Genomic DNA, 24466 nt, shown 5'->3' with positions numbered 1-24466 from the left:
GGCTACTTTTCCTTCTCTTTCGGCGCCGCCTTGTCCTTGGAAGGCGAGGCATCGGGCCTGGCCGATGCGGCGCGTGGCATGCGGATGTGCGCCGCCAGCCCCCGTCCCGGCGTGCTGGTGAGGGCGAAGGTGCCCCCCATGCGCTCGATGTTCTTGGTCACGATCGACAACCCCAAGCCCGCGCCCGCGGCGGAAGTGCGCGCAACGTCGCCGCGGAAGAAGGGCTTGCTCAACTGCGACAGCAGGGCAGGCGCGACGCCGGCGCCATGGTCGCGCACCTTGATGAGCACGGCGTCGTTGTGCGCCTGCGCCTGGATCGTGATGTCCGCGACGCCCGTGGACGGCGTCTTACCGTAGCGCCGCGCGTTCTCGACCAGGTTGGAGATCACCCGCTGCAGCTCGACGTCGTCCGCCATCACGCGCAGGTCGGGCGGCACGTCGACCGTGATCTTGATGTCCTCGTGATCCTGCACCGCGTAGGTACAGGCGTCGATCACGTCGCGCAGCAGCACCGGCTTGAAGTCGACATGGTCGGGCCGGGCGTAGTCGAGGAATTTGTCGATGATCGCGTCGAGCTGCGCGATGTCCGCCGCCATGTGGTCGCGGGCATCCTCGTCGGCCACGCTCATTTCGGTTTCGAGGCGCAGCCGGGCAAGCGGCGTGCGCAGGTCGTGCGAGATGCCCGCCAGCATGACGGCCCGGTCCTGCTCGATCTTGGCCAGCTGGTCGGCCATGCGGTTGAAGCCGACGTTGACTGCCCGGATCTCGTTGGTGCGGGCGCGCTCATCGAGCCGGTGCGCCTCGTATTCGCCCTCGCGCACCTGCAAGGTGGCCTGGGACAACTGCTTCAGCGGACGGTTGATCAGGCGCGTGATCAGCGCCGCACCGGCCAGCGAAAGCGCCATGGTCGTCGCCAGCCAGATCAGCCAGGTGCGGCGATCGAGGCGGCTGAAACGCGTGGGGTCGACCAGCAGCCAGTAGGTGTCGCTTTCAATCGTGAAGCCGATCCAGAGGCCGGGCTCGTCGTTGACGCGACTGGCCACGGTCGTGCCTTCGCCGAGGCGGGCGATCAGCTCCTCGGTGACCCGCTGATCGAGCGCGCCGCTGGTATAGGGCAGGAAGCGGTCGCCCGGCTCCCGTGGCAGGATGCGCACGCCTTCCTGGTCGGCCAGCGTCTTGATCAGCGAGACACGCGTGATGGCGTCCGAATACACGAGCGCTGCACGCGTCAGGTTCACCAGCGAGGCGATCTGGTGGGCGGTCTGGATCGCGCGCGGCTCGTACTCGAGCGCGCGGAAAGTCTGCAGCCAGGCGACCGTACAGCCGACCAGCAAGAGCACCAGCAGGAAGAAAGTCCGCCAGAAGAGACTCAGGCCCAGCTGGATCCTGGACCGGCGCCGCCGGGAACCGATGCCTTCCAGCGGGCTGGGCAGGGTCGCCTGGGAGCTGTCCTCGGCGAGCGGGCTCGGCTGAGTCGTCTTCGGGCCGATCGAGGCGGCCACGGGTCAGCGCTTCAGGTAGTGCCGTCCGGCACGAACACGTAGCCGACGCCCCAGACCGTCTGGATGTAGCGCGGGGCGGCGGCATCCGATTCAACCAGTTTGCGCAGCCGCGAGATCTGCACGTCCAGGCTGCGGTCGAAAGGCTCGAATTCGCGGCCACGCGCGAGCTGGGCCAGCTTTTCGCGCGACAGCGGCTGTCTGGGATGGCGTACCAGCGCCTTCAGCATCGCAAACTCGCCAGTGGTCAGCGAGAGCTCCTCGCCGTCCTTCTTGAGCGTGCGCGAGCCGAGGTCGAAGCTGAACGGGCCGAAGTTGACGGTTTCGTTGTCGGTCGACGGGGCGCCCGGGGCCTCCAGGGGCGGACGGCGGCGCAGCACGGCATGGACCCGCGCCAGCAGTTCGCGCGGGTTGAACGGCTTGCCCAGGTAGTCGTCGGCGCCCACTTCGAGACCGACGATGCGGTCCACGTCCTCGCCCTTGGCGGTCAGCATGATGATGGGCGTGCGGTCGTTGGCGGCACGCAGGCGCCGGCAGACGGAGAGGCCGTCCTCGCCGGGCATCATCAGGTCGAGCACGATCAGGTCGACCGTGTCGCGAAGCAGGATGCGGTTGAGGGCCTTGCCGTCCTCCGCCACGATGACCTCGAATCCTTCCTGGGTCAGGTAGCGGCGCAGCAGGTCGCGGATGCGTGCGTCGTCGTCGACGATCACGATCTTGTCTGTGCGAGCGGGAGCTTGATTCATTTCTACAACGCCGAATTTGTAACAACGCCAATTCTGAGGGTGTTGAAGCCCCATTGAGGTGCTTTACACAGAGGTTTGACACAAAGTTACAAAACTTGCGGGAGCTAGCCGTCCAGTCGTTTGCGCCTTGTCAAGCGATGGCACAGTCGCCTCTGCTGTCTCACGCACCCTATGAAAATCAACTATTTGACTCTTCCTTTGCTGATCGCAAGCTGCCTTCTGCCGGCGCTTGCCGCGCCGCCCGGTTTCATGGTGGTGGCCGACCAGCGCCGCGCCGACGTGCGTGACGCGGTGGAAGCCCATCGCGCCGCCACCCGGGACGAGGTACGGCGCGAAGAGGCCGCCGCCGGCCGCCGCCTGACACCTGCGGAGTTGGCCGAATTAAGGCAGCAGGTGCGCCAGAACTGGTCGCCTCGCCACGACGTCATCCAGTCGGCAGAATCGCAGCCGGCCGAGCGGGTGGTCCCGGTGCCTGGCGTCAAAGGCGCCTCGCTGACCGCGCCGAGCAGCCAGCGCCCCTGAGTGGCGCCCCGAGCGGGCGCTTCTCTTTCTTTCTAGTCGACCTGAGGATTTCCTGCCTTGAATAAAGCCAAATGGATTGCGGCCTGTGCCGCATGGATGACCGCGGGTGTCGTATCCGCCCAGACCGTGACCTTGCCCCAGCCGCAGAACGTGCTTCAGCTTTCGGCCAATTCGACGGTGGAGGTCCTGCAGGACCAGTTGAGCATGACGCTCTCGACCTCGCGCGACGCCGCGGACGCGGCAACCGTGCAGACACAGCTCAAGACAGCGCTCGACGCCGCCCTGACGGAAGCCCGGAAGAATGCACAGCCCGGCCAGATGGACGTGCGCACCGGCAACTTCCACTTGTCGCCCCGGCGCAACCGGGACGGCACCCTGACCGGATGGCAGGGGACCGCCGACCTCGTGCTCGAAGGCCGCGATTTCCCGCGCATCGCGCAAACGGCCGGCCGGATCTCCACGATGACCATCCGGAACATCGGCTTCAGCCTGAGCCGCGAGCAGCAGGCCACGGCGGAGACCGAGGCCCAGGGCCTGGCGATCGACAACTTCAAGCAGCGTGCGGACGAACTCGCCAAGCGGTTCGGCTTCAGCGGCTACACGCTGCGCGAAGTGTCGGTCAACGCGAATGTGGGCGCACCCTTCCAGCCGCGGATGATGGCGATGGAAGCGAAGGCCGCATCCGACAGCCCGGTGCCGGTCGAAGCCGGCAAGGCGTCGGTGATGGTCAACGTCTCCGGATCGGTGCAGCTCAAGTAAGCCGGGCGGGGCTACTGGGCGGTCCAGCCGCCGTCGACCTGCCATGCCACGCCGCGGACCTGGTCCGCGGCGGGAGAGCACAGGAACACCGCGAGGCCGCCGAGCTGTTCCACCGTCGTGAACTGGAGCGAGGGCTGCTTCTCGCCAAGCAGATCTTTCTGGGCCTGCGCGAGAGAAATGCCTTCTCGCTCGGAGCGGGCGTCGATCTGCTTCTGCACCAGGGGCGTCAGCACCCAACCGGGGCAGATCGCGTTGCTCGTGATCCCGGTGGTCGCGGTTTCGAGCGCCAGCGCCTTGGTGAAGCCGACGATGCCGTGCTTGGCCGCGACATACGCGGACTTCTGCGCCGACGCCACGAGTCCGTGCGCTGAGGCGATATTGATGACGCGCCCCCAGTTGGCTTCGCGCATCGCCGGAATGGCGAGCCGCGCCGTATGGAACGCGCTGCTGAGGTTGATGGCGATCACCGCGTCCCAGCGCTCCACCGGGAAGTCCTCGACGTTCGCGACGTGCTGGATGCCGGCGTTGTTCACGAGCACGTCGACGCGCCCGAAGCGCGAGGCCGCGAACTTCATCATGTCCTCGATCTCCGCCGGCTTGCTCATGTCGGCGCCGTGGTAATCCACCGCGACATCGAACGCCGTAACTTCGGCCTTCGCGCCCTCCACATCGCCGAAACCATTAAGAACGATGCTTGCGCCTTGTTGTGCGAGCGCCTTCGCGATACCCAGCCCGATCCCGCTGGTGGACCCCGTGACAAGCGCGGTTTTGCCTTTGAGCATGATGACAGTCTCCGAATGAATTAGGATGCAACGAGAGAATTATCTTCATCGAGACCGCGCTTTTTCCATGACCGAGCTTGCCTTTCAGAACGCCCCTCGCGAGGCATGCAAACAGTCAGGGTGGCGGTCTTCCATCCGGCGTCCGATCCAGTGAAGCGCGAACAGACCAACCTGCACGTGCCTTCCTCGTCGGAACCGCTCGTGGTCGACTATCCCTTGTCGGCGGCGACAGCCGAGCGCACGCCTGTCATGGAGAACATGCTCGCGCGCGCACGCGCCTTCGCCGAGCCGCTGATTGCCGACGAAGTGCTCGACACGGGCGAGAACACGCTCGCGCATGCCGACGCGGTTGCCGCGATCGTCGCCTCCATGGGCGGCTCGGAGGCGATGCAGGCCGCCAGCTATCTCGTCTATTCGTGCCAGCACCTGAACCGGCCGCTGGAAGTGATCGCCAAGGTGTTCGGCGACAACTTCGCTGCGCTGGCGGTCGAGACCACCAAGCTGGTGCATGTGCAGAAGCAGGCACGCTCGGCGACTGCGCATACGCAATTGGCGGACGGTGCCGGCACGCAGACCGAGAACGTGCGCAAGATGCTGCTCGCGTTCTCGCGCGACCTGCGCGTTGTGATGCTGCGGCTGGCTTCGCGGCTGCAGACGCTGCGCCATGCGGCAGCGAGCAAGCGGCCGGTGCCCGAGAACGTCGCGCGTGAGTCGCTGCAGGTGTTCGCGCCGCTCGCGAACCGCTTGGGCATCTGGCAGGTCAAGTGGGAGATCGAGGACCTCTCGTTCCGCTTCCTCGAGCCGGAGACCTACAAGCTCATCGCACGTCTCCTCGACGAGAAACGCATCGAGCGCGAAGGTTATGTCGAGCAACTGCGCGCGCGCCTCGAGCGCGAGCTTGCGGGCGAAGGCATCAAGGCCACGGTACAAGGACGGCCGAAGAACATCTACAGCATCGTCAAGAAGATGCGGGGCAAGTCGCTCGACTTCGCGCAGGTGTTCGACATCATGGCGTTGCGGGTGGTGGTAGCCGACGTCAAGGACTGCTATGCGGCGCTTGCGTGGGTGCATTCGCATTTCCAGCCGATCGACGAGGAGTTCGACGACTACATCGCCCGGCCAAAGCCCAACGGCTACCAGTCGCTCCACACGGTGGTGCGCGAAGTGGTCGCCGGGCACGCCGGCAAGCCGATCGAGATCCAGATCCGCACCGAGGAAATGCACGACCACGCCGAGCATGGCGTGGCCGCCCATTGGGCCTACAAGGAAGCGGGCCACAAGGGCTACGCAGGCGTGTGGGCGACGGGCGAGTACGACGCCAAGATCGCGGTGCTGCGTCAACTGTTGGCGTGGGAACGTGACCTGTCGGGCGGCCAGCAGGGGCAGGGACTTTTCGATGACCGCATCTATGTGCTGACGCCGGACGCGGCGATCGTCGAACTGCCCCAAGGCGCCACAGCGGTGGACTTCGCCTACACGGTGCACACCAGCCTCGGCCACCGTTGCCGCGGCGCACGGGTCGACGGTGCGATGGTGCCGCTCAACACGCCGCTGCAGAACGGGCAGACCGTCGAAATCATCGCTGCCAAGGAAGGCGGCCCCTCGCGCGACTGGCTCAATGCGGAACTGGGCTACCTCGCCAGCCACCGGGCGCGCGCCAAGGTGCGGGCCTGGTTCAACGCCCAGATCACGCACGAGACGGTGGCGCGCGGCCGCGAGGCAGTCGAGAAGCTGCTTCAGCGCGAGGGCAAGACGGCGCTGAAACTCGAAGACCTCGCGTCCAAGCTCGGCTTCAAGTCGGCGGACAACCTGTTCGAAGTGGTGGGCAAGGACGAGTTCTCGCTGCGGAACATCGAGATGCTGCTGCGCCCGCCCGAGCCAGTGCCCGGGCCGGACGACGGCGTCATCATCAAGAAGGCACGCGGCAGCGAGCAGTCGGGGCGGGGCGGTGTATTGGTGGTGGGCGTCTCCTCGCTGATGACGCAACTCGCCAAGTGTTGCAAGCCTGCGCCACCGGACGCCATTCGCGGATTCGTGACCAAGGGCCACGGCGTGAGCATCCATCGCTCGGACTGCAGCAACTTCCGCATGATGGCGAGCCGCGACGCCGAGCGCGTCATCGATGTCGAGTGGGGCTCGCAGAAGGGCGAGACCGGCTCGGTCTATGCGGTTGACGTCGCCGTCGAGGCGGCGGACAGGCAGGGGCTGCTGCGCGACATCTCCGACGTGTTCGCGCGCGAGAAGATGAATGTGATCGGCGTCCAGACGCAGTCGGTGAAGGGCACCGCGTGGATGACTTTTACCGTCGAGATCGCCGACGCAACGCGCCTCAAGCAGGTGCTCGCAGTGGTCGCAGCGGTGACCGGTGTGCGTTCTGCGCGACGTCGCTGAAAAGCGGTCTCGCAGCCTGCTACAATAGCTGCTTCTCGGACACATCCTTAGGCGCGTAGCTCAGCTGGTTAGAGCACCACCTTGACATGGTGGGGGTCGTTGGTTCGAGTCCAATCGCGCCTACCAATTTTCCTGATCCAGCGTCCGCTTAACCACCGGACCCCCGTCGGATCAGTATCTCCCCAAAGCCTCAGTTTTGCGTCATAGCTCCCCCGCTGGAACTATGGCATTCGGCGACTGGCAAGTCGGCCTCCACTTGTGGTACCTTGACCACTCGTCAAGCCCATCATCTGTCTCAGGGAACCGATGAACACTCCTGCAGCCGAGATCGATCCGACGCTGGAAGAACTTCGCATCGCAGCGCTGGTGCGACAGGCGCCCCTCGAATTCGCGCGCGTGGTCTACGGGCTCAACGACCGCGCGAATGGCCGGGCCGGGACCATGGCGGCCGAAGACGTGGCGCGCGCCGAACGCCAGGGTTCTCCCGTCACCCGCGAACGTGCCGAGCAAAGGGCGCGGGCCTACCTGCCGCTGGCGGGGCAGGAGCACTGCCCCCGCTGCTGGGTCTTCAACGGGATCAAGAGCCCCCTGCAATATCGGGAAGCGACCGGCGAACGCCCCGAAACCGGCGCGTGCAAGGTCTGCGGCGCCGAGTACGCGACATCGCTGGACTGAGGCGCTCCGGCGGTCAGGGTAAACCTTGGCGCGGTGTAACAAAACCGCTCCCTAGAATTGCTCGCGCGTCATGGTGTGAAACCTCAAGGAGTCCCTAGTGCAGAGCAAGAAGTCCGGCGAGAAGCCGGTCCAGCGGGTGATCAAGAAGTATCCGAACCGAAGGCTCTACGACACGGAAACCTCCAGCTACATCACCCTTGCCGAGGTGAAGCAACTCGTCATGAACAAGGCGTCGTTCGTCGTCCGGGATGCCAAGAGCGGCGACGACCTGACGCGCAGCATCCTGCTCCAGGTCATCCTCGAAGAGGAAGCCGGAGGGGCGCCGATGTTCACGGAACAGGTTCTGGCCAGCATCATCCGCTTCTACGGCCAGACGATGCAGAGCTACATGGGCCCCTATCTCGAGAAGAACATCCAGGCGATGGCCGAGGTGCAGGCGCAGCTCGCCGAAAAGGCGGAAGGCATCACGCCGGAGATGTGGTCGAAGTTCATGACCATGCAGTCCCCGATGCTTCAAGGGTTGATGGGCAACTACGTCGAGCAGTCCAAGAACGTCTTCCTGCAGATGCAGGAGCAGATGCAGAAGAATACCGAGCAGGTTCTGGGTGCTTTCGGTATCAAGCGTCCCTGAAATGAGGCCTGGTGGCCGATAGCTGGGACAATAGGGGGATATGAGCGAAGTTGCCTCCCCTGAACGAATTGCCACGCCGGCAGCCCCCAAAGTCGGCTTTGTGAGCCTGGGCTGTCCCAAGGCTTTGACCGATTCCGAACTGATCCTGACCCAGCTGAGCGCCGAGGGCTACGAAACCTCGAAGACTTTCGAGGGCGCCGATCTCGTGATCGTGAACACCTGCGGCTTCATCGACGATGCCGTCAAGGAAAGCCTCGACACGATCGGAGAAGCCCTTGCGGGCAACGGGCGCGTGATCGTGACCGGATGCCTCGGAGCCAAGACGGGCGACGAAGGCGGTAACCTGGTCCGGCAGATGCACCCCAGCGTGCTCGCCGTCACCGGGCCGCACGCGACCCAGGAAGTCATGGATGCGGTCCACGCAAATCTCCCCAAGCCGCACGATCCCTTCATCGACCTGGTGCCCCAGGCCTTCGGTATCGCCGGCCTGAAGCTCACGCCGCGTCACTACGCTTACCTGAAGATCAGCGAGGGCTGCAATCACCGCTGCACCTTCTGCATCATCCCGTCGATGCGCGGTGACCTCGTGTCGCGCCCGGTCGGCGACGTGCTGTCGGAAGCCAAGGCGCTGTTCGAAGGCGGGGTGAAGGAACTCCTGGTCATCAGCCAGGACACCTCAGCCTATGGGGTCGACGTGAAGTACCGCACCGGATTCTGGGACGGCAAACCCGTCAAGACCCGCATGCTCGAACTCGTGCGCACGCTGGGCGAAATCGCCGAGCCGTACGGCGCGTGGGTGCGCCTGCACTACGTGTACCCCTATCCGAGCGTGGACGAAGTCATTCCGTTGATGGCGAGCGGCCAGGTGCTGCCTTATCTCGATGTGCCGCTGCAGCACAGCCATCCCGATGTGCTCCGGCGCATGAAGCGTCCAGCCAGCGGCGAGAAGAACCTGGAGCGCATTGCGCGCTGGAGAGAGGTGTGCCCTGAACTGGTGATTCGCAGCACTTTCATTGCTGGCTTCCCCGGTGAGACCGAAGAGGAATTCGAACATCTCCTGGCGTTCATCCGCGAGGCGGAAATCGACCGCGCAGGCTGCTTCGCCTACAGCCCGGTGCAGGGCGCTGCCGCGAACGACATTCCCGGCATGCTGCCGGAGGCCGAGCGCGAAGCACGGCGTGCGCGCTTCATGGAGGTAGCGGAAGCCGTGTCAATCGCCAAGCTGCGCCAGCGCATTGGCGCGACGATGCAGGTGCTGGTGGATTCGGCGCCGGGCATGGGGCGCAAGGGTGGTGTCGGCCGGACTTATGCCGACGCGCCGGAGATCGACGGAATCGTCCGTCTGCTGCCGCCGGAGAAAATCAGCAAGACGCTGAAGGTCGGTGAGTTCACGCGCGCTCGCATCGTCGGTGCGGAGGGGCACGACCTGATCGCGTTGCCCGTTTGATGCCGCAGGCAAATCAGACGGCCAAGAAAAAAGCCACCGGAGACCGGTGGCTTGAATCTGGAGACCCTGAACGGGTGTATTTAAACTTGGTGCCCAGAAGAGGACTCGAACCTCCACGATGTTACTCGCTAGTACCTGAAACTAGTGCGTCTACCAATTCCGCCATCTGGGCCCACATACCTGCCGAAGCAGTTATGTTTTGAATTTCAGGAAAGAAAGAGATCATATCATCAAAAATATAGGACATCCCAGCGGCCTGCTGGATGAAGTTGAAGGCACGGTCCAAGGACATCGCGACGGGCACGGTTTCGTGCAGCGCGACGACGGCGAAGCCGACATCTATCTGCCCCCGAACGAGATGCGCGCGGTGTTGCACAAGGACCGCGTCAAGGCGCGTGTGGTGCGGCAGGACCGTCGCGGTCGCCCTGAGGGCCGAGTGGTCGAGATCGTCGAACGGCCCGAGCAGCCGATCATCGGCCGGCTCCTTCATGAAGGCGGCGTATGGCTGGTGGCACCCGAGGACAAGCGCTACGGCCAAGATGTTCTGATACCCAAGGGCGCGACCGGCACCGCCAAGGTCGGCCAGGTCGTCGTCGTGCAACTGACCGAGCCGCCTGCGTTGTTCGGCCAGCCGGTGGGACGTGTGAAGGAAGTGCTCGGCGAGATCGACGATCCGGGCATGGAGATCGAGATCGCGGTACGCAAATATGGGGTCCCGCACGAGTTCTCCGAAGCGTGCCTCGCCGAGGCGAAAGCGTTGCCCGACAAGGTTCGCCCCGCCGACAAGAAGGGCCGCATCGACCTCACGGACATCCCGCTGGTCACCATCGACGGCGAGGACGCGCGCGACTTTGACGATGCCGTGTACTGCGAGCCCGCGAAGGTGGGCCGTGGCAAGGGCTGGCGCCTGCTGGTCGCGATCGCCGACGTCAGCGCGTACGTGCAGACGGGTTCGGCCATCGACATCGACGCCTACGATCGCGCAACCAGCGTGTACTTCCCGCGGCGCGTGATCCCGATGCTGCCCGAGAAGCTGTCGAACGGCCTGTGCTCGCTCAACCCCGAAGTCGAACGCCTGTGCATGGTGTGCGACATGCTGGTGGCGGCCGACGGCGAAATCTACGCATACCAGTTCTATCCGGCGGTCATGTGGAGCCATGCGCGCTTCACGTACACCGAAGTGGCGGCCATTCTCGGCAACACGCGCGGCCCGGAAGCGCAAAAGCGCAAGGACCGCGTCAAGGACTTGCTGAACCTCGCCGACGTCTATCGCGCGCTGCTCAAGCAGCGTTCGAAGCGTGGCGCAGTTGACTTCGAGACCACGGAGACGCAGATCATCTGCGACGACGCGGGCCGCATCGAGAAGATCGTGCCGCGCACTCGCAACGAGGCGCACCGCCTGATTGAGGAAGCGATGCTCGCGGCCAACGTCTGCAGCGCGGACTTCATCGCCGAGGGCAAGCATCCCGGCCTGTATCGCGTGCACGAAGGCCCGACCCCCGAGAAGAAGGAGATCCTCAGGGGCTACCTGAAGGCGATGGGCGTCGGCCTGTCGATCACGGACGATCCGAAGCCGGGCGAGTTCCAGGCCATCGCCGATGCGACGAAGGAGCGTCCCGACGCGCAGCAGATCCACACCATGCTGCTGCGCTCGATGCAACAGGCGATCTACACGCCAATCAACAGCGGCCACTTCGGCCTGGCCTACGAGGCCTACACGCACTTCACGAGTCCGATCCGACGCTATCCCGACCTGCTGGTGCATCGCGTGATCAAGGCCATCCTGGGCCGGACCAAGTACCAGCTGCCGATGCTCCCGACACCCGGCGAGGCGCACGCCAAGCTGGCGAAGCGGTTGGCGTCCCGCGTGAAGTCGCCAACGTCCAAGCCGCAGAAGGCGACCGTCGCGCCGAGCAAGGAAGTCCTGGCGTGGGAAGCCGCCGGCCTGCATTGCAGCGCCAACGAGCGGCGCGCCGACGAGGCCAGCCGCGATGTCGAGGCATGGCTCAAGTGCAAGTACATGCGCGAGCATCTCGGCGAGGAATACGGCGGCGTCGTTACCGCGGCAACCACCTTCGGGATCTTCGTCACCCTCGACGCGATGTACGTCGAAGGCCTGGTCCACATCACCGAACTCGGCGGCGAGTATTTCAAGTTCGACGAGCAGCGCCAGGAACTGCGTGGAGAGCGCACCGGCATTCGCTACGCCATCGGAACACGGGTGCGGGTGCAGGTGAGCCGCGTCGACCTGGATGGCCGCAAGATCGACTTCCGGCTCGTGCGCGAAGGCGAGGAATTGAGCGCCCGTGCCATGAAGGACAAGGGCGTCGCACCGACGGGCGTTCCTGCCAAGGCATCGGCCAAGCGCAGTGCGCGAAACAAGCCGGAGGCTGCGGTCGAGCGGGGCGACCGTGCCGCTGCGGGGGCGCCACAATCGGCGATGCAGGCCTTCAGGACTGCCGTCAAGAAGGCCGCCAACAAGATGAAAGGGCGCAAGCCGCGCCGTTGAAAAAGGAGATTCGAATGAGCGTTGAGAAGAAAACCCGCATCGCGATCGTCACGGGCGCAGGCTCCGGCATTGGCCGTTCCGCCGCGCTGGCGCTGCTTGGCGATGGCTGGAGCGTGGTGCTGGCCGGGCGTCGATTGGAGCCGCTGGAGCAGGTGGCCGAGGAATCGGGCGCTGGGTCGCGCGTCTTCGCAGTGCCCACCGATGTCGCGAATCCGGCGTCGGTACAGGCGCTTTTCGCCGCGGCGGTCGAGCGCTTCGGTCGCGTGGACCTGCTCTTCAACAACGCGGGTGTCGGAAATCCGCCCGGTCCGTTCGAAGAATGGACGCCCGAGCAGTGGCGCGGCGTCGTCGACATCAACCTGAGCGGCATGTTCTATTGCATTCAGCAAGCGTTCCGTACGATGAAGGCCCAGACGCCGCAGGGCGGCCGCATCATCAACAACGGATCGATTTCCGCCACTGCACCGCGGCCGAACTCGATCGCTTACACGGCGACGAAACACGCGGTCGAAGGGCTCACCAAGACAGCGTCGCTCGACGGACGCAAGTACGACATCGCGGTGGGCCAGATCGACGTCGGCAATGCGCTGACCGAACTCGCCGCGCGCATGGCGAAGGGCGTACCGCAGGCCAACGGGGAGATCGCGATCGAGCCCGTGATGGATGTGTCCATCGTCGGCCAATCCGTTCTCTACATGGCCAGCCTGCCGCTGGAAGCCAATGTGCTTTTCCACACGGTGATGGCGACGAAGATGCCCTTCGTCGGGCGCGGCTAGCGCTCGATCAGTACGGCGACGCAGGCAGCCCACGCGCCAGCGCGCCAGCCGTGAGGGGGATGTGGGTCGGCCACCGATCGGCGAGGTCTCCGTGCCGCCAGACGGCTTCGGAGGCGGCGGCCAGGGCGGGGCTGCCTGCAGCGAGTGCAGCGCCGACCATCCCGGCGAGGACGTCGCCGGTGCCTGCGGTGGCCAGTCGGGCATTGCCGCTGGTATTGATGACCGGGGTTTCGCCCGGCTCGGAAATGACTGTGCCCGAGCCCTTCAGGACGACGACAGCGCCGAAGCGCTCTGCGAGCTTCTTTGCGGCGCCGAGTCGGTCGCACTGGATGTCGCGTGCGGTCGTTCCCAGCAGACGGGCCGCTTCCAGAGGATGCGGAGTAAGCACTGTGAGGCGGCTCGACTGTGCACGCTTCGTCAGCAAGCCTTGCAGCGCGACGTCGTTGGCGATGGCGTTGAGCGCGTCCGCGTCGAGCACCAGTTCGCGGGCGGTTTCGAGCACTTTCGGCAGGAGCTCATGCACGGCCGAACCACCGCCGCAGCCGCATACGACCGTCATTGCGCCGAGGCCCAGGGCCTCCGGGCGACGGAACATCAGCTCCGGCTGCACCAGGTCGAGGGGGGTGATGGTTGCATCGAGCGGTGCAATGAACACGCGCCCGGCACCAGCGCCAAGGGCGGCCGAGGCGGCGAGCAGGGCGGCGCCTGCCATGCCCGGCGCGCCGCCAATCACGGCAACGTCTCCGTAGGTCCCCTTGTGCGAAGCCTGCCGACGAGCGGCGGCCGGCGCAGCGCCCTGCAGCCGAGCCGACGGCCGCTCGGCGCTCGAAACGACGCTCAGGTCGTCGAACCAGACCTCGCCCGCAACATCCCTACCCTGTGCCGTGAAAAGGCCTGGCTTGAGGGTGAGCAGGGTAAGGGTCAGGCGGCGAGTGATGCCACTGTCCGCCGGGGTCGCCCCGAGATAGTCTGAAGACAGGGTGCCGGTATCGACATTCAGACCCGACGGCATATCGACGCTCAGGACGGGTGAACGGCCGGCGTGCATGCGCCGCAGCCATTCGATCATCTGGCCGTCGGGTGGCCGTGCGGCGCCAAGACCGAGCAAGGCATCGATGGCGAGGTCGGCGTGCTCCGGCGGCACATCGGAGAACCGCACGCCCGCGTCTCGCGCGCGCTGCAGCGACAAGCGTGCATCAGCAGGCAGGCGACTTTCGTCCCCGATGCGGGTGACGACCGGGGCAAAGCCCCTCTGCTGCAGTTGGGCCGCCGCTTCGAAGCCATCGCCACCATTGTTTCCGGGGCCGCAGGCCACCCAGATCGTGCGGGCATGCGGGGCCGTGGCCATCGCCAGCCTCGCCACCGCGAGGCCCGCGCGCTGCATGAGGGCGTGAGGTGCCAGGGCATCCGATGCCGCTTGCTCCATCCGGCGCGTGGCCGCGATGTCGTAGAGAGCGGCGGCAGTGTTGGATGTGATGCGTTGCATGGAAGTGGACTCCAGGTCGTCAGTGTTGCAGCAATCGCTCGACGCCCAATCCCTCGAGATCAACGCCAGCATCGCGCCCGGCGACGAGATCTGCCAGTACGCGGGCACTTCCGCAAGACAGCGCCCATCCGCTGGAACCGTGCCCGAGATTCAGCCAGACACCCGGAACGCCGCTCGGACCGATGATCGGCGGGCCATCGGGCATCATTGGACGGGCCCCTTTCCACTGCTGGACGCCCGACTGCAACGTGACTGCGCCGGGGAACCAGTCCTGCAGCACCTTGTACAGGGTCTGGAGCGAGGCGCGGTTCGTCGTTCCGGGCGAGCCGCCCAGTTCGGCGCTGCCCGCCACTCGAACGCGCAACCCCAGCCGGGAGATTGCAACCTTGTATCGCTCATCCATGACCGCGCTGCGCGGCGCGTTGAGGGGCTCGCGGATGCTTGCGCTGATCGAGTGGCCGTAGACCGGTGCCAGCGGAATGCGCAGCCCCAGGGGTTCGATGAACCGGGCGGAATCGACCCCCGCGCACACAATGACCGCATCGAAGCGGTGGCCCTCGGAACCCCTAGCCAGCGACAGCTCGGTGGGCGCTGCGCGGCGCAACGGCGCCAGGTCGCAGTTGAAGTGGAACTGTGCGCCCAGGGCTTCAGCCTCCCATTTGAGCAACAGGGCGAACTGCCTGCAATTCGCTACTTCGTCGTCCGGCAGATGGATGGCGCCAGCGAGGGGTGTATCCGCATTGAGCGCGGGCTCGATCTTCCGGGCTTCATCGGCGTCGACCTCCCGGAAAACGCTTCCCGCTGCACGCAGCAGGTCGAGCCCGGCCTGTACCAGCTTCTTCTCACGCTTGGATCGCAGCAGGACGAGGTAGCCGTCGCTGCGCTCGTATTCCAACTCGCAGGCCTCGGTGATCGCATGAAGGCGGGCGCGGCTGTAGAAGGCGAGCCGCTGCATGCGCGCGCGGTTGGCAAGATAGGTTTCGAGCTTGCAGGCCCGTTGCCAGTTGGCCATCCAGCGGACGTCGCGCACGGATAGCGGCCAGCGAAGCTTGATGGCGCCATGCGTCGACAGCAGCGAACGCAGGACCTTGCCCCGCATGCCCGGGCCGGCCCAGGGGGTGACGTAGCCGGGGGCGACCACGCCGGCGTTGGCAAAACTCGATTCCTCGGCGGCGGCGCCACGGCGCTCAAAAACAACCACCTCATGGCCATCCGAGGCCAACTCCCATGCAGTGGTGACGCCGATAATTCCGGCGCCCACGATCGCTATTTTCATTCGGTACTTTGCTAGAAATTTGTTCGTCGGCGCGTACGAGGCGCCCAGCAGACGCTATCGGACCCGCAATGCCCGCTCGGCCTGAAGCGCGACAGCCAGTACCGCGTCGTCGTGCAGGGCGGCATGCCAGAGCATGAGGCCGACGGGGAGCTCGCCCTCCGCATGGCAGGGAATGGATATGGCGCACCCGTCGAGCATGTTGATCACGGACGGATTGCGCAACAGCAATGCGTTGACGCGGAAGAATTCCGCGTCGCGCTGTTCGCCCGGCGCAACGCTCGCGATCGGGGGCGCGGTGATCGGCACGGTCGGCGACAGGACGGCGTCGAACGGCGCGAGCGAGCGCTCCATGCGGGCGATCCAACTCCGACGGGCGTTGCCGAGTTCGATGTACTCGTGCGCCTTCATCGACGCGCCCTTGAGGATTCGCTGCGCCACGCGTGGGTCGTAGCCGGCGCCGCTTCGCTCCATCAGCAATCGGTGCCAGGCATAGGCCTCGGCGGCCGAGAAGCCACCGGTCGAGTTGATCGATGCCAGGTCGGCAAGCTCGGGAAGGCCGACTTCCTCGATGTGCGCACCGGCATCCCGCAGGGTCTTCAAGGTGCGGTCGAATGCCGCTGCGACGACCGGATCGAGGCCCTCCAGGAACAGATCCTTGACCACGGCAAGGCGATACGCGGCCAGGGGTGCAGTCCCGGCCGTGACACGCCGGGCGGCAAGAACTTCGTGCGCCGTGATCGCGTCGCGTACCGAGCGCGTCATGGCGCAGACGGTGTCGAGGGTGGTCGACAGCGGCAAGGCGCCTTCCGTGGGAACCAGCCGCGCGGTGTTCTTGAATCCGACGATGCCGTTCAGCGCCGCCGGTATCCGGATCGAGCCGCCGGTGTCGGAGCCAAGCCCGATGAAAGATGCGCCGGTGGCGACCGACACGGCGGCGCCCGAAGACGATCCTCCGGGAATCCGCGGCGTGATCGGGTCGCTCGGGTTCGCTGGCGTTCCGTGGTGAGGATTCACGCCCACACCCGAAAAGGCGAACTCCGTCATGTTGGTGCGGCCGAGCAACGCGCCGCCCGCCGCACGCAGGCGCGCGACAGCCACTGCGTCGGCCCTGGCCGCGGGGGCATGAGCCAGCACGACGGAGCCTGCCGGCGTCGGCTGCCCGGCGATATCGAAAAGGTCCTTGGCGGTGAAGGCCAGGCCGGCGAAAGGCTGCCCGGGCTCCGCTGCGGCAGCGGCGCGGCGACCCTCATTGAACAGCTTGCGCGTGAAGACGTGGTCACAGGCGGTCGAGTCGGCCGCTGCGACGGAATGCTCCATTTCGGTGCGCGCATCGGAGGTGCCCGCCAAGAGGGAAAGGCGGGTGGCGTGCAGGTCTGGGCGCATGGTCTCAGTGGGTGGGAATGTGAGAGAAGAGAGGGTGGTGCGTGCTATACTCTTTGGGTTTCGCCTCGGGCACTTTCCCGCTGCGAGACGCATCCGCAAACCAGCCCATTCAAGGTGTTGCGAGCCCTCATTCCCGCGAAGGAAGGCAAGCAAAACGGGCTGGATTTTAGACCCAACCTTTGGAGTTATCTCTATGTCGACCACCATGCGCGAAATGCTGGAAGCCGGTGTCCACTTCGGTCACCAAACCCGCTTCTGGAACCCCAAGATGGCCCCGTACATCTTCGGTCATCGCAACAAGATTCACATCATCAACCTGGAAAAGTCGCTTCCGATGTTCCAGGACGCGATGAAGTACGCCAAGCAGCTCACCGCCAATCGCGGCACGATCCTGATGGTCGGCACCAAGCGCCAGGCCCGCGAAATCGTGGCGACCGAGGCCCGCCGTGCCGGCGTTCCCTTCGTCGACACCCGCTGGCTCGGCGGCATGCTGACCAACTTCAAGACCGTCAAGACTTCCATCAAGCGCCTGAAGGACATGAAGGCCCAGCAGGAAGCCGGTCTCGACAGCCTGAGCAAGAAAGAGCAACTCACGTTCACGCGCGAAATCGAGAAGCTCGAAAAGGACATCGGCGGCATCCAGGACATGACCGCTTTGCCCGACGCCATCTTCGTGATCGACGTGGGCTTCCACAAGATCGCCGTTGCCGAAGCCAAGAAGCTGGGCATTCCGCTGATCGGCGTGGTTGACTCCAACCACTCGCCCGAAGGCATCGACTACGTGATCCCCGGCAACGACGACTCGTCAAAGGCTGTCACGCTGTACGCCCGCGGTATCGCCGACGCGATCATCGAAGGTCGCTCCAGCGCAGTGAGCGACGTGGTAAAGGCCGTGTCCGAAGGCAATTCCGATGAGTTCGTCGAGGTCGAAGAGGGCGCTTCCGCCTGATTCGTGCTCCAACGAGCCTGAAGAAGGGGCTTTGTTGCCCCTTTTTTTTAATCTGATTTTCGTGGCGCCCGGTGCGGGGCGCCGCAACTGACAAACCGAACGGAGAACATACATGGCAACAATCACCGCAAGCATGGTCGGCGAACTGCGCGCAAAGACCGACGCCCCGATGATGGAATGCAAGAAGGCTCTGACCGAGGCCGACGGCAACATGGACAAGGCTGAAGAGTTGCTGCGCATCAAGCTGGGCAACAAGGCTGGCAAGGCTTCCGGTCGAATCACGGCGGAAGGTGTTGTCACGGCCTTCGTCGAAGGCGACGCCGGCGCGATGATCGAAATCAACTGCGAAACCGACTTCGTCACCAAGAACGACAGTTTCCTCGCGATGGCGAACGCCGCCGCCATGCTGGTTGCCAAGCACAATCCCGCAGACCTCGCCGCACTCGGCGCCCTGGCCTATGAGCAGGACGGTTTCGGCCCCACGCTCGAGGACGTGCGCAAGGGGCTGGTCGGCAAGATCGGCGAGAACATGAGCTTTCGCCGCTTCAAGCGCTTCGCCGGCAATGGCAAGCTGGCGTCGTACCTGCACGGCACCCGCATCGGCGTGATGGTCGAGTTCGAGGGCGACGACACGTCGGCCAAGGATGTCGCCATGCACATCGCCGCGATGAAGCCGGTCGCGATCTCGAGCGCGGACGTGCCCGCGGACCTGATCGAAAAGGAGCGCGCAGTCGCTGCCGGCAAGGCCGAGGAAGACCGCAAGACCGCGGAAGCCGAGGGCAAGAAGCCCCAACCGGCCGACATCGTTGCCAAGCGCATCGAAGGCGGCGTGCAGAAGTACCTCAAGGAGGTCTCCCTGCACAACCAGGCTTTCGTGAAGAACGACAAGCAGACCGTGGAGCAGATGCTCAAGGCAGCCAACACGTCCATCAAGGGCTTCACGCTCTACGTGGTCGGCGAAGGCATCGAGAAGAAGGTCGACGACTTCGCCGCCGAAGTGGCAGCGCAAGTCGCTGCCGCCAAGGCCGCGGCGTAAGTCACGCCGCCCGGAGCGGCGGTGCATGGTGCGCTGCCGCTTCCTTACTGTCACGTTTTACACTCGCCCCGCCAACCTCCAAAGGAACGATCCATGCCTGAAGCCCGCCCAGCCCACAAGCGAATCTTGTTGAAGCTGTCGGGCGAGGCATTGATGGGCGACGATGCGTTCGGCATCAATCGCGCGACCATCGTCCGCATGGTCGGCGAGGTGGCCGAGGTCGTGAACATGGGCGTCGAGGTGGCCGTCGTGATCGGCGGCGGCAACATCTTTCGCGGCGTCGCGGGAGGCTCCGTCGGCATGGATCGCGCCACGGCCGACTACATGGGCATGCTGGCGACCGTCATGAATGCGCTCGCCTTGGCCGACGCCATGAACAAGCAGGGACTGATCGCTCGCGTGATGTCGGCCATCGCCATCGAGCAGGTGGTTGAACCCTACGTGCGACCCAAGGCTCTGCAGTACCTGGAAGAAGGCAAGGTCGTGATTTTCGCTGCCGGCACCGGAAATCCGTTCTTCACCACCGACACCGCCGCCGCCCTGCGCGGTGCAGAGATTGGCGCCGAACTGGTGCTCAAGGCGACAAAGGTCGACGGTGTCTACACTGCGGATCCCAAGAAGGATCTGAGCGCGACCCGTTACGCCAGGTTGAGCTTCGATGAAGCCATTGCGCAGAATCTCGGCATCATGGACGCCACAGCCTTCGCGCTGTGCCGCGACCAGAACCTGCCGATCAAGGTGTTCTCGATCTTCAAGAATGGCGCACTCAAGCGCGTCGTGATGGGCGAGGACGAAGGCACACTGGTTCATGCCTGAACAGATCATCGTCCGGGGATCCAAGGAATCGTAAAGATGACCACCATTGCAGACATCCGCAACGCAACCGACGCGAAGATGAACCAGTCGCTCGCTGCGTTCCAGAACAACCTCACCAAGATCCGCACAGGTCGCGCGAATACGGCGCTGCTTGATTCGATTCACGTCGACTACTACGGCTCCGCAGTGCCCCTGTCCCAGGTCGCCAATGTGTCGCTGCTCGACTCGCGCACCATCAGCGTCCAGCCCTGGGAAAAGGGCATGGGCGCCAAGATCGAGAAGGCAATTCGCGAGAGCGACCTCGGTTTGAACCCTGCTTCGATGGGTGACCTGATCCGCGTGCCCCTGCCGCCCATGAGCGAGGAGCGCCGTAAGGAAATGACGAAGCTGGTTCGCAACGAAGGCGAGAGCGCGAAGATCGCAACCCGCAATCTGCGTCGCGACGCCAATGACGCCATCAAGAAGCTGGTCAAGGACAAGCTTGCCTCGGAGGACGACCAGAAGCGGGCCGAGGGCGAGATCCAGAAGGTGACCGATCGCCACATCGCCGAGATCGACCGGCTCGTGGCGGCCAAGGAAGCCGAGATACTGGCGGTCTGACGTGAAATCCGCGCGTGCCGTCCCTCACCACATTGCGATCGTCATGGATGGCAATGGGCGCTGGGCTACGCGCCGATTCCTGCCTCGCGTCGCGGGGCATAAGCAGGGCGTCGAGTCCCTGAGGCGATGCGTCAAGGCCTGCGTGGCCCGTGGGGTCGGCGTCCTGACGGTCTTCGCCTTCTCTTCGGAGAACTGGAATCGCCCCGTCGAGGAGGTGTCCGGGCTGATGGACCTGATGGTCGGAGCGCTGGGACGGGAAGTGCCCAAGCTGAGTCAGGACGGCGTGCGGTTGCACTTCGTCGGCGAGCGCGGCGGGCTGTCCGAAAAGATCACGGCAGGGCTTCTCCAGGCGGAAGCTGCGACGGCACACAACAAGCGGCTTGTGCTGAACGTGTGCTTCAACTATGGCGGGCGGTGGGATATCGCCAGAGCCGCAGCCGAGCTCGTCGCGCGAGGTGAGCCACTGACCGAAGCCAACCTCGACGCCGCTATGGCCCTGTCGCACGTTCCCGATCCCGACTTGTTCATCCGCACCGGCGGCGAGCAGCGCCTTTCGAATTTCCTTCTCTGGCAGAGCGCCTACGCCGAGTTGTTTTTCAGCGATCGGCTGTGGCCCGAGTTCGACGAGACCGCGCTGGACGAGGCGATTGCCGCATTCCAACTTCGCGAACGCCGGTACGGCCAGACTTCCGCGCAGGTCGGCGCGAACGCGCAGCCCGATCAGCAAGTCGCCTGAGCGCATGCTCAAACAACGCATCATCACTGCGATCGTCCTTCTGGCGATCCTGCTGCCCGCGCTCTTCTATCCTTCGTACGTCCCCTTTGCCTGGGTCATGTTGGCGCTGATTGGCGCCGCCGCCTGGGAATGGGGCCGGCTCAATGACTACGGTCCGCGCCTCTCGCTCTTTCTCGGCGCCGAGATGGTGCTCCTTTGTGGGCTGTCGTGGTGGCTGGGCCTGCTCCAGGTGCCGCTCCTGGCGGTCTGGATCGTAGCGAGCGCCGCGTGGGTTCTTGGGGGCGCCGCGCTGCTCCGCGTCGCCGTGCCAGGCTGGCCGCGCGTTCCCAAGGGCCTGCGGCTGGTCGGCGGCTTGCTGGCGCTGTGGGTGGCCTGGCTGGCGGCGGTGCAGGCGCGCATGGTGGGCATCAACTTCCTTCTGTCGATCCTTGTGCTCGTGTGGGTTGCCGACGTGTTCGCGTATTTCAGCGGCCGGGCACTCGGTCTCAAATTCACTCGTAGCAAACTTGCGCCAACCATCAGTCCCGGCAAGAGTTGGGAAGGCGTTTGGGGCGGGATGGCAGGCGTGGTCGTCCTGTCGATCGCCTGGGTCTGGTCCGATTCCGCGGCGAAAGCTTCTGTCGCCAGTCTCTACACGCGTCTGGTTGAGCGGGGGTGGTGGCTGTTGCTGATCGGTGTGGTGTTCCTGGCAGCCATGAGCGTGGTGGGCGATCTGGTCGAGTCCCTCATCAAACGCAGCGCGGGCGCCAAGGACAGCAGCGGCCTGCTGCCCGGTCATGGTGGCGTGCTCGACCGGATCGACGCACTCCTTCCCACGCTGCCCATTGCAATGATGTTGGCTTTCCTGTGAACGCAACCAAACAACGCATCACGGTGCTCGGCTCGACGGGGTCCGTCGGCATGAGCACGCTGGACGTGATTGCACGACATCCCGATCGCTTCGAGGTCTTTGCCTTGTCGGCAGCGACGAAGGTCGACGACATGCTGGCCCAGTGCGCTCGCTTCTCGCCGAAATTCGCAGTCATGGCCAGCGTTCCACACGCCGGCCTGCTGGCTGAGAAGCTGAAGCAGAGCGGTCTTTCGACCCGCGTTCTGAGCGGTGAAGGTGCCATCGAAAGCATCGCATCGCACGAGGAAACCGACGCGGTGATGGCCGCCATCGTCGGCGCGGCCGGACTCGGTCCTTGCCTTGCCGCAGCCCGCGCGGGCAAGCGGCTGCTCCTCGCGAACAAGGAAGCGCTTGTCGTTGGCGGCGAACTGTTCATGCGCACTGTGCGCGAAGGCGGAGCGACGCTCCTCCCCATCGATAGCGAACACTCGGCGATTTTCCAGTCCTTGCCGGAGGACCCTGCGACCTGGCCGCGGCGCATCGACAAGATTATCCTGACCGCTTCCGGCGGACCGTTTCGCACCCGCGCGCCAGAGACCCTGTCGACGGTGACGCCCGAGCAGGCCTGTGCCCACCCCAACTGGGTCATGGGCCGCAAGATCTCGGTCGATTCCGCGACGATGATGAACAAGGCGCTCGAAGTGATCGAGGCCCGGCATCTTTTCGGCGTCCAGCCGGAGCAGATCGAGGTCGTGATCCACCCGCAAAGCGTCGTGCATTCGATGGTGCAGTTCACCGACGCTTCGGTGATCGCGCAGCTCGGCACGCCTGACATGAGGGTCCCCATCGCGGTCGGGCTTGCATGGCCCGAGCGAATCGATAGCGGAGCCGGCCGGCTCGACTTCCGCCAGATGGCCGCCTTGACTTTCGATGCGCCGGATGCGGCACTCTTTCCGGGACTTGGTTTGGCCTGGCATACATTGCGCGCGGCGCCGGGGACCACGGCGGTCTTGAACGCCGCCAACGAAGTCGCCGTGGGCGCCTTCCTCGATCGTCGCCTGCGATTCGACCGCATCCATGCGGTCAACATGGAAACTTTGGAGAGAGTGCATCCCTCCAATCCCGCATCGCTAGCGGACCTTCTTGCCCTGGACGCGAGCGCCCGTGCAGCCGCCAATGCGGCGGCGCTTCGCTTCGCAGCCTGACACGCCCAACCTCCGGGAATCCCGATGCTTACAGTCGTTGCCTTCATCGCTGCGCTCGGCCTGCTGATTGCTGTGCATGAATACGGCCACTATCGGGTCGCCGTGGCGTGCGGGGTTAAGGTCCTGCGCTTCTCGGTCGGATTCGGCAAGACGCTCTATCGGTGGCAACCGAAGCGCCAGCATCCGGGGCAGAGCACGGAGTTCGTTATCGGCGCGTTCCCGCTTGGTGGCTACGTGAAGATGCTCGACGAGCGCGAGGGGCCCGTCGCACCTGAAGAGCGCCACCGCGCGTTTAATACTCAGTCGCTGCGTTCACGCGCGGCCATTGTTGCGGCAGGCCCGATCGCGAACCTGCTGCTCGCCGTGCTGCTGTACACCGTCGTCAACTGGATTGGTGTCCAGGAGCCCGTCGCGAAACTCGCACGACCGGTGGCGGCTTCGCTTGCGGAGCGTGCGGGCCTGCACGGCGGCGAACACATCACCCGCGCGGGTTTCGGTGGCGAACTCGAGCCGGTGGAGTCTTTCGAAGACCTTCGCTGGCGCATGACGCGCGGCGCCCTGGACGGACGCGACCTCACGCTGGAGGTCGCGGGCGAGGGTGGTCGGCCCGCACGGGCGATCGTGCTGCCGCTGAGCCAGATCGAGGCCAAGGATGCCGATGCGCAGATGTTCCGCAAGATTGGCCTCATCACGCCGCTGACGCGACCCGAGATCGGTGAGGTGATAGCCCAGGGTGCGGCGGAGCGTTCCGGGCTTCGAGCCGGCGACCTCGTGCGCGCGGTCGGCGGCACGCCCATCGTCGACGGCCAGCAACTGCGCGAAGTCATCCGCGCCTCGGTCGATGGCGCGCAGCCGCGCGTGCAGCCCTGGCAGGTCGAGCGGGGTGGCCGGATGATCGGCGTCGACGTTGCGCCGGACGTTCGCGACGAGGGTGGCGTCAAGGTGGGCCGCATTGGCGCCTACGTGGGCGCGCCGCCGGAGATGGTCCTCGTCCGGCAAGGACCGGTGGAGGGTGTCTGGCGCGGGGTGGTCCGGACCTGGGAAGTGTCGGCGCTCACCGTTCGCATGATGGGCAAGATGCTGATCGGTGAAGCCTCGCTCAAGAACCTGAGCGGCCCCCTGACGATTGCCGACTATGCAGGCAAGTCCGCCAGCATGGGAATCACGCAATACCTGGTGTTCCTGGCTCTCATCAGCGTGAGCCTCGGGGTACTGAACCTCATGCCGCTCCCGGTCCTCGATGGAGGACACCTGATGTATTATCTTTGGGAGGGCCTGACCGGCAAGAGCGTCTCCGATGCTTGGATGGAAAGGCTTCAGCGCGGCGGTGTCGCGTTGTTGCTGGTCATGATGTCGATCGCACTCTTCAACGACGTCACGCGGCTCTTTGGTTAACTTTCTGCCGGCCCCTTC

Annotated in this window: 22 protein-coding genes and 2 tRNA genes; 17 read left to right on the top strand and 7 right to left on the bottom strand. The window is 65.0% G+C overall.

All coding sequences use genetic code 11. From position 1 onward, the window contains the following. Positions 1-2: 2 nt before the first annotated feature. Both ACSFBL_RS15420 and ompR read right to left on the bottom strand, forming a co-directional pair. Positions 3-1433, bottom strand: coding sequence for a sensor histidine kinase (locus ACSFBL_RS15420; RefSeq protein ID WP_435516950.1), 1431 nt, complete (start codon positions 1431-1433; stop codon positions 3-5). An 80-nt stretch (positions 1434-1513) separates the two neighbouring features. Next, the gene (gene ompR, locus ACSFBL_RS15415; protein ID WP_028250078.1) at positions 1514-2245 is read right to left on the bottom strand and encodes an osmolarity response regulator transcription factor OmpR; all 732 of its coding nucleotides are present in this window, start codon (positions 2243-2245) and stop codon (positions 1514-1516) included. A gap of 171 nt (positions 2246-2416) precedes the next feature. Here ompR and ACSFBL_RS15410 point away from each other — a divergent pair, with 171 nt between their 5' ends. Further along, positions 2417-2767 carry a hypothetical protein gene (locus tag ACSFBL_RS15410; RefSeq protein ID WP_435516653.1) on the top strand — a complete coding sequence of 117 codons (351 nt, stop codon included), beginning with the start codon at positions 2417-2419 and terminating at the stop codon, positions 2765-2767. Between the two features lie 96 nt (positions 2768-2863). Further along, a complete protein-coding gene (locus ACSFBL_RS15405) occupies positions 2864-3526 on the top strand; it encodes an SIMPL domain-containing protein (protein ID WP_435516949.1) in 663 nt (220 codons plus the stop codon). Between the two features lie 11 nt (positions 3527-3537). Here the strand turns inward: ACSFBL_RS15405 and ACSFBL_RS15400 are convergent, their stop codons facing one another. Continuing rightward, positions 3538-4308: a 3-hydroxybutyrate dehydrogenase gene (locus ACSFBL_RS15400; protein ID WP_435516652.1), complete on the bottom strand. Its 771-nt coding sequence runs from the start codon at positions 4306-4308 to the stop codon at positions 3538-3540. Between the two features lie 249 nt (positions 4309-4557). On the opposite strand from ACSFBL_RS15400, the gene ACSFBL_RS15395 reads away from it, so the two are divergent. From ACSFBL_RS15395 to rimO, 5 genes are all read left to right on the top strand, one after another. Then, positions 4558-6699, top strand: coding sequence for a RelA/SpoT family protein (locus ACSFBL_RS15395; RefSeq protein ID WP_435516948.1), 2142 nt, complete (start codon positions 4558-4560; stop codon positions 6697-6699). Between the two features lie 49 nt (positions 6700-6748). Continuing rightward, positions 6749-6825 (top strand) — tRNA-Val (locus ACSFBL_RS15390). Between the two features lie 180 nt (positions 6826-7005). After that, a complete protein-coding gene (locus ACSFBL_RS15385; protein WP_435516651.1) occupies positions 7006-7374 on the top strand; it encodes a hypothetical protein in 369 nt (122 codons plus the stop codon). Between the two features lie 97 nt (positions 7375-7471). Beyond that, positions 7472-8005: a polyhydroxyalkanoate synthesis repressor PhaR gene (gene phaR / locus ACSFBL_RS15380; protein WP_435516650.1), complete on the top strand. Its 534-nt coding sequence runs from the start codon at positions 7472-7474 to the stop codon at positions 8003-8005. Between the two features lie 40 nt (positions 8006-8045). After that, positions 8046-9452, top strand: coding sequence for a 30S ribosomal protein S12 methylthiotransferase RimO (gene rimO, locus ACSFBL_RS15375; protein ID WP_435516649.1), 1407 nt, complete (start codon positions 8046-8048; stop codon positions 9450-9452). An 87-nt stretch (positions 9453-9539) separates the two neighbouring features. Here rimO and ACSFBL_RS15370 read toward each other — a convergent pair. Continuing rightward, a tRNA-Leu gene (locus ACSFBL_RS15370) sits at positions 9540-9624 on the bottom strand. Between the two features lie 84 nt (positions 9625-9708). On the opposite strand from ACSFBL_RS15370, the gene rnr reads away from it, so the two are divergent. After that, on the top strand, positions 9709-11961 hold the full coding sequence (rnr, locus tag ACSFBL_RS15365) for a ribonuclease R (protein ID WP_435516947.1): 2253 nt from the start codon (positions 9709-9711) through the stop codon (positions 11959-11961). A gap of 14 nt (positions 11962-11975) precedes the next feature. Continuing rightward, positions 11976-12737 carry an SDR family oxidoreductase gene (locus ACSFBL_RS15360; protein WP_435516648.1) on the top strand — a complete coding sequence of 254 codons (762 nt, stop codon included), beginning with the start codon at positions 11976-11978 and terminating at the stop codon, positions 12735-12737. Between the two features lie 7 nt (positions 12738-12744). Here ACSFBL_RS15360 and ACSFBL_RS15355 read toward each other — a convergent pair whose 3' ends face one another. Genes ACSFBL_RS15355 through ACSFBL_RS15345 form a run of 3 tightly spaced genes read right to left on the bottom strand, consistent with a single transcriptional unit; the run spans position 12745 to position 16882 of the window. Continuing rightward, the gene (locus ACSFBL_RS15355) at positions 12745-14223 is read right to left on the bottom strand and encodes an NAD(P)H-hydrate dehydratase (protein WP_435516946.1); all 1479 of its coding nucleotides are present in this window, start codon (positions 14221-14223) and stop codon (positions 12745-12747) included. 19 nt (positions 14224-14242) lie between these two features. After that, complete coding sequence (locus ACSFBL_RS15350; protein WP_435516647.1) at positions 14243-15499, bottom strand: D-amino acid dehydrogenase; 1257 nt, start codon at positions 15497-15499, stop codon at positions 14243-14245. 54 nt (positions 15500-15553) lie between these two features. Then, the gene (locus ACSFBL_RS15345) at positions 15554-16882 is read right to left on the bottom strand and encodes an amidase (RefSeq protein WP_435516646.1); all 1329 of its coding nucleotides are present in this window, start codon (positions 16880-16882) and stop codon (positions 15554-15556) included. A 193-nt stretch (positions 16883-17075) separates the two neighbouring features. Between ACSFBL_RS15345 and rpsB the strand changes: the two genes are divergently transcribed. The 8 genes from rpsB (at position 17076) to rseP (ending at position 24448) form a co-directional block, all read left to right on the top strand. Continuing rightward, positions 17076-17831 (top strand): 30S ribosomal protein S2, encoded by a 756-nt coding sequence (gene rpsB / locus ACSFBL_RS15340; protein ID WP_435516645.1) that lies wholly within the window; start codon positions 17076-17078, stop codon positions 17829-17831. A 112-nt stretch (positions 17832-17943) separates the two neighbouring features. Continuing rightward, positions 17944-18867 (top strand): translation elongation factor Ts, encoded by a 924-nt coding sequence (gene tsf, locus ACSFBL_RS15335; protein WP_435516644.1) that lies wholly within the window; start codon positions 17944-17946, stop codon positions 18865-18867. Between the two features lie 93 nt (positions 18868-18960). Then, positions 18961-19683 (top strand): UMP kinase, encoded by a 723-nt coding sequence (gene pyrH / locus ACSFBL_RS15330; protein ID WP_435516945.1) that lies wholly within the window; start codon positions 18961-18963, stop codon positions 19681-19683. Positions 19684-19719: 36 nt separating this feature from the next. Further along, positions 19720-20283 carry a ribosome recycling factor gene (gene frr / locus ACSFBL_RS15325; RefSeq protein WP_435516643.1) on the top strand — a complete coding sequence of 188 codons (564 nt, stop codon included), beginning with the start codon at positions 19720-19722 and terminating at the stop codon, positions 20281-20283. 1 nt (position 20284) lies between these two features. Further along, the gene (gene uppS / locus ACSFBL_RS15320) at positions 20285-21019 is read left to right on the top strand and encodes a polyprenyl diphosphate synthase (RefSeq protein WP_435516642.1); all 735 of its coding nucleotides are present in this window, start codon (positions 20285-20287) and stop codon (positions 21017-21019) included. A gap of 4 nt (positions 21020-21023) precedes the next feature. Next, complete coding sequence (locus ACSFBL_RS15315) at positions 21024-21869, top strand: phosphatidate cytidylyltransferase (RefSeq protein ID WP_435516641.1); 846 nt, start codon at positions 21024-21026, stop codon at positions 21867-21869. Continuing rightward, positions 21866-23053 carry a 1-deoxy-D-xylulose-5-phosphate reductoisomerase gene (ispC, locus tag ACSFBL_RS15310; RefSeq protein ID WP_435516944.1) on the top strand — a complete coding sequence of 396 codons (1188 nt, stop codon included), beginning with the start codon at positions 21866-21868 and terminating at the stop codon, positions 23051-23053. The genes ACSFBL_RS15315 and ispC overlap by 4 nt, the downstream gene beginning before the upstream one ends. 24 nt (positions 23054-23077) lie before the next feature. Further along, positions 23078-24448: an RIP metalloprotease RseP gene (gene rseP / locus ACSFBL_RS15305; protein ID WP_435516640.1), complete on the top strand. Its 1371-nt coding sequence runs from the start codon at positions 23078-23080 to the stop codon at positions 24446-24448. Positions 24449-24466 lie beyond the last annotated feature (18 nt).

It is taken from the genome of Variovorax glacialis (genome assembly GCF_051216375.1).
In the GTDB taxonomy this organism is placed as follows: domain Bacteria; phylum Pseudomonadota; class Gammaproteobacteria; order Burkholderiales; family Burkholderiaceae_C; genus Variovorax.
Note: the sequence above shows the minus strand (reverse complement) of the source record. Positions and strands in the feature narration are given on the sequence as shown.

Coding starts and splice junctions, on each gene's coding strand:
- ompR (WP_028250078.1), bottom strand. CDS start 2,245: ATGAATCAAGCTCCCGCTCGCACAGACAAGATCGTGATCGTCGACGAC.
- ACSFBL_RS15410 (WP_435516653.1), top strand. CDS start 2,417: ATGAAAATCAACTATTTGACTCTTCCTTTGCTGATCGCAAGCTGCCTT.
- ACSFBL_RS15405 (WP_435516949.1), top strand. CDS start 2,864: ATGACCGCGGGTGTCGTATCCGCCCAGACCGTGACCTTGCCCCAGCCG.
- ACSFBL_RS15400 (WP_435516652.1), bottom strand. CDS start 4,308: ATGCTCAAAGGCAAAACCGCGCTTGTCACGGGGTCCACCAGCGGGATC.
- ACSFBL_RS15395 (WP_435516948.1), top strand. CDS start 4,558: ATGGAGAACATGCTCGCGCGCGCACGCGCCTTCGCCGAGCCGCTGATT.
- ACSFBL_RS15385 (WP_435516651.1), top strand. CDS start 7,006: ATGAACACTCCTGCAGCCGAGATCGATCCGACGCTGGAAGAACTTCGC.
- rimO (WP_435516649.1), top strand. CDS start 8,046: ATGAGCGAAGTTGCCTCCCCTGAACGAATTGCCACGCCGGCAGCCCCC.
- ACSFBL_RS15360 (WP_435516648.1), top strand. CDS start 11,976: ATGAGCGTTGAGAAGAAAACCCGCATCGCGATCGTCACGGGCGCAGGC.
- ACSFBL_RS15355 (WP_435516946.1), bottom strand. CDS start 14,223: ATGCAACGCATCACATCCAACACTGCCGCCGCTCTCTACGACATCGCG.
- ACSFBL_RS15350 (WP_435516647.1), bottom strand. CDS start 15,499: ATGAAAATAGCGATCGTGGGCGCCGGAATTATCGGCGTCACCACTGCA.
- ACSFBL_RS15345 (WP_435516646.1), bottom strand. CDS start 16,882: ATGCGCCCAGACCTGCACGCCACCCGCCTTTCCCTCTTGGCGGGCACC.
- rpsB (WP_435516645.1), top strand. CDS start 17,076: ATGTCGACCACCATGCGCGAAATGCTGGAAGCCGGTGTCCACTTCGGT.
- tsf (WP_435516644.1), top strand. CDS start 17,944: ATGGCAACAATCACCGCAAGCATGGTCGGCGAACTGCGCGCAAAGACC.
- pyrH (WP_435516945.1), top strand. CDS start 18,961: ATGCCTGAAGCCCGCCCAGCCCACAAGCGAATCTTGTTGAAGCTGTCG.
- frr (WP_435516643.1), top strand. CDS start 19,720: ATGACCACCATTGCAGACATCCGCAACGCAACCGACGCGAAGATGAAC.
- ACSFBL_RS15315 (WP_435516641.1), top strand. CDS start 21,024: ATGCTCAAACAACGCATCATCACTGCGATCGTCCTTCTGGCGATCCTG.
- rseP (WP_435516640.1), top strand. CDS start 23,078: ATGCTTACAGTCGTTGCCTTCATCGCTGCGCTCGGCCTGCTGATTGCT.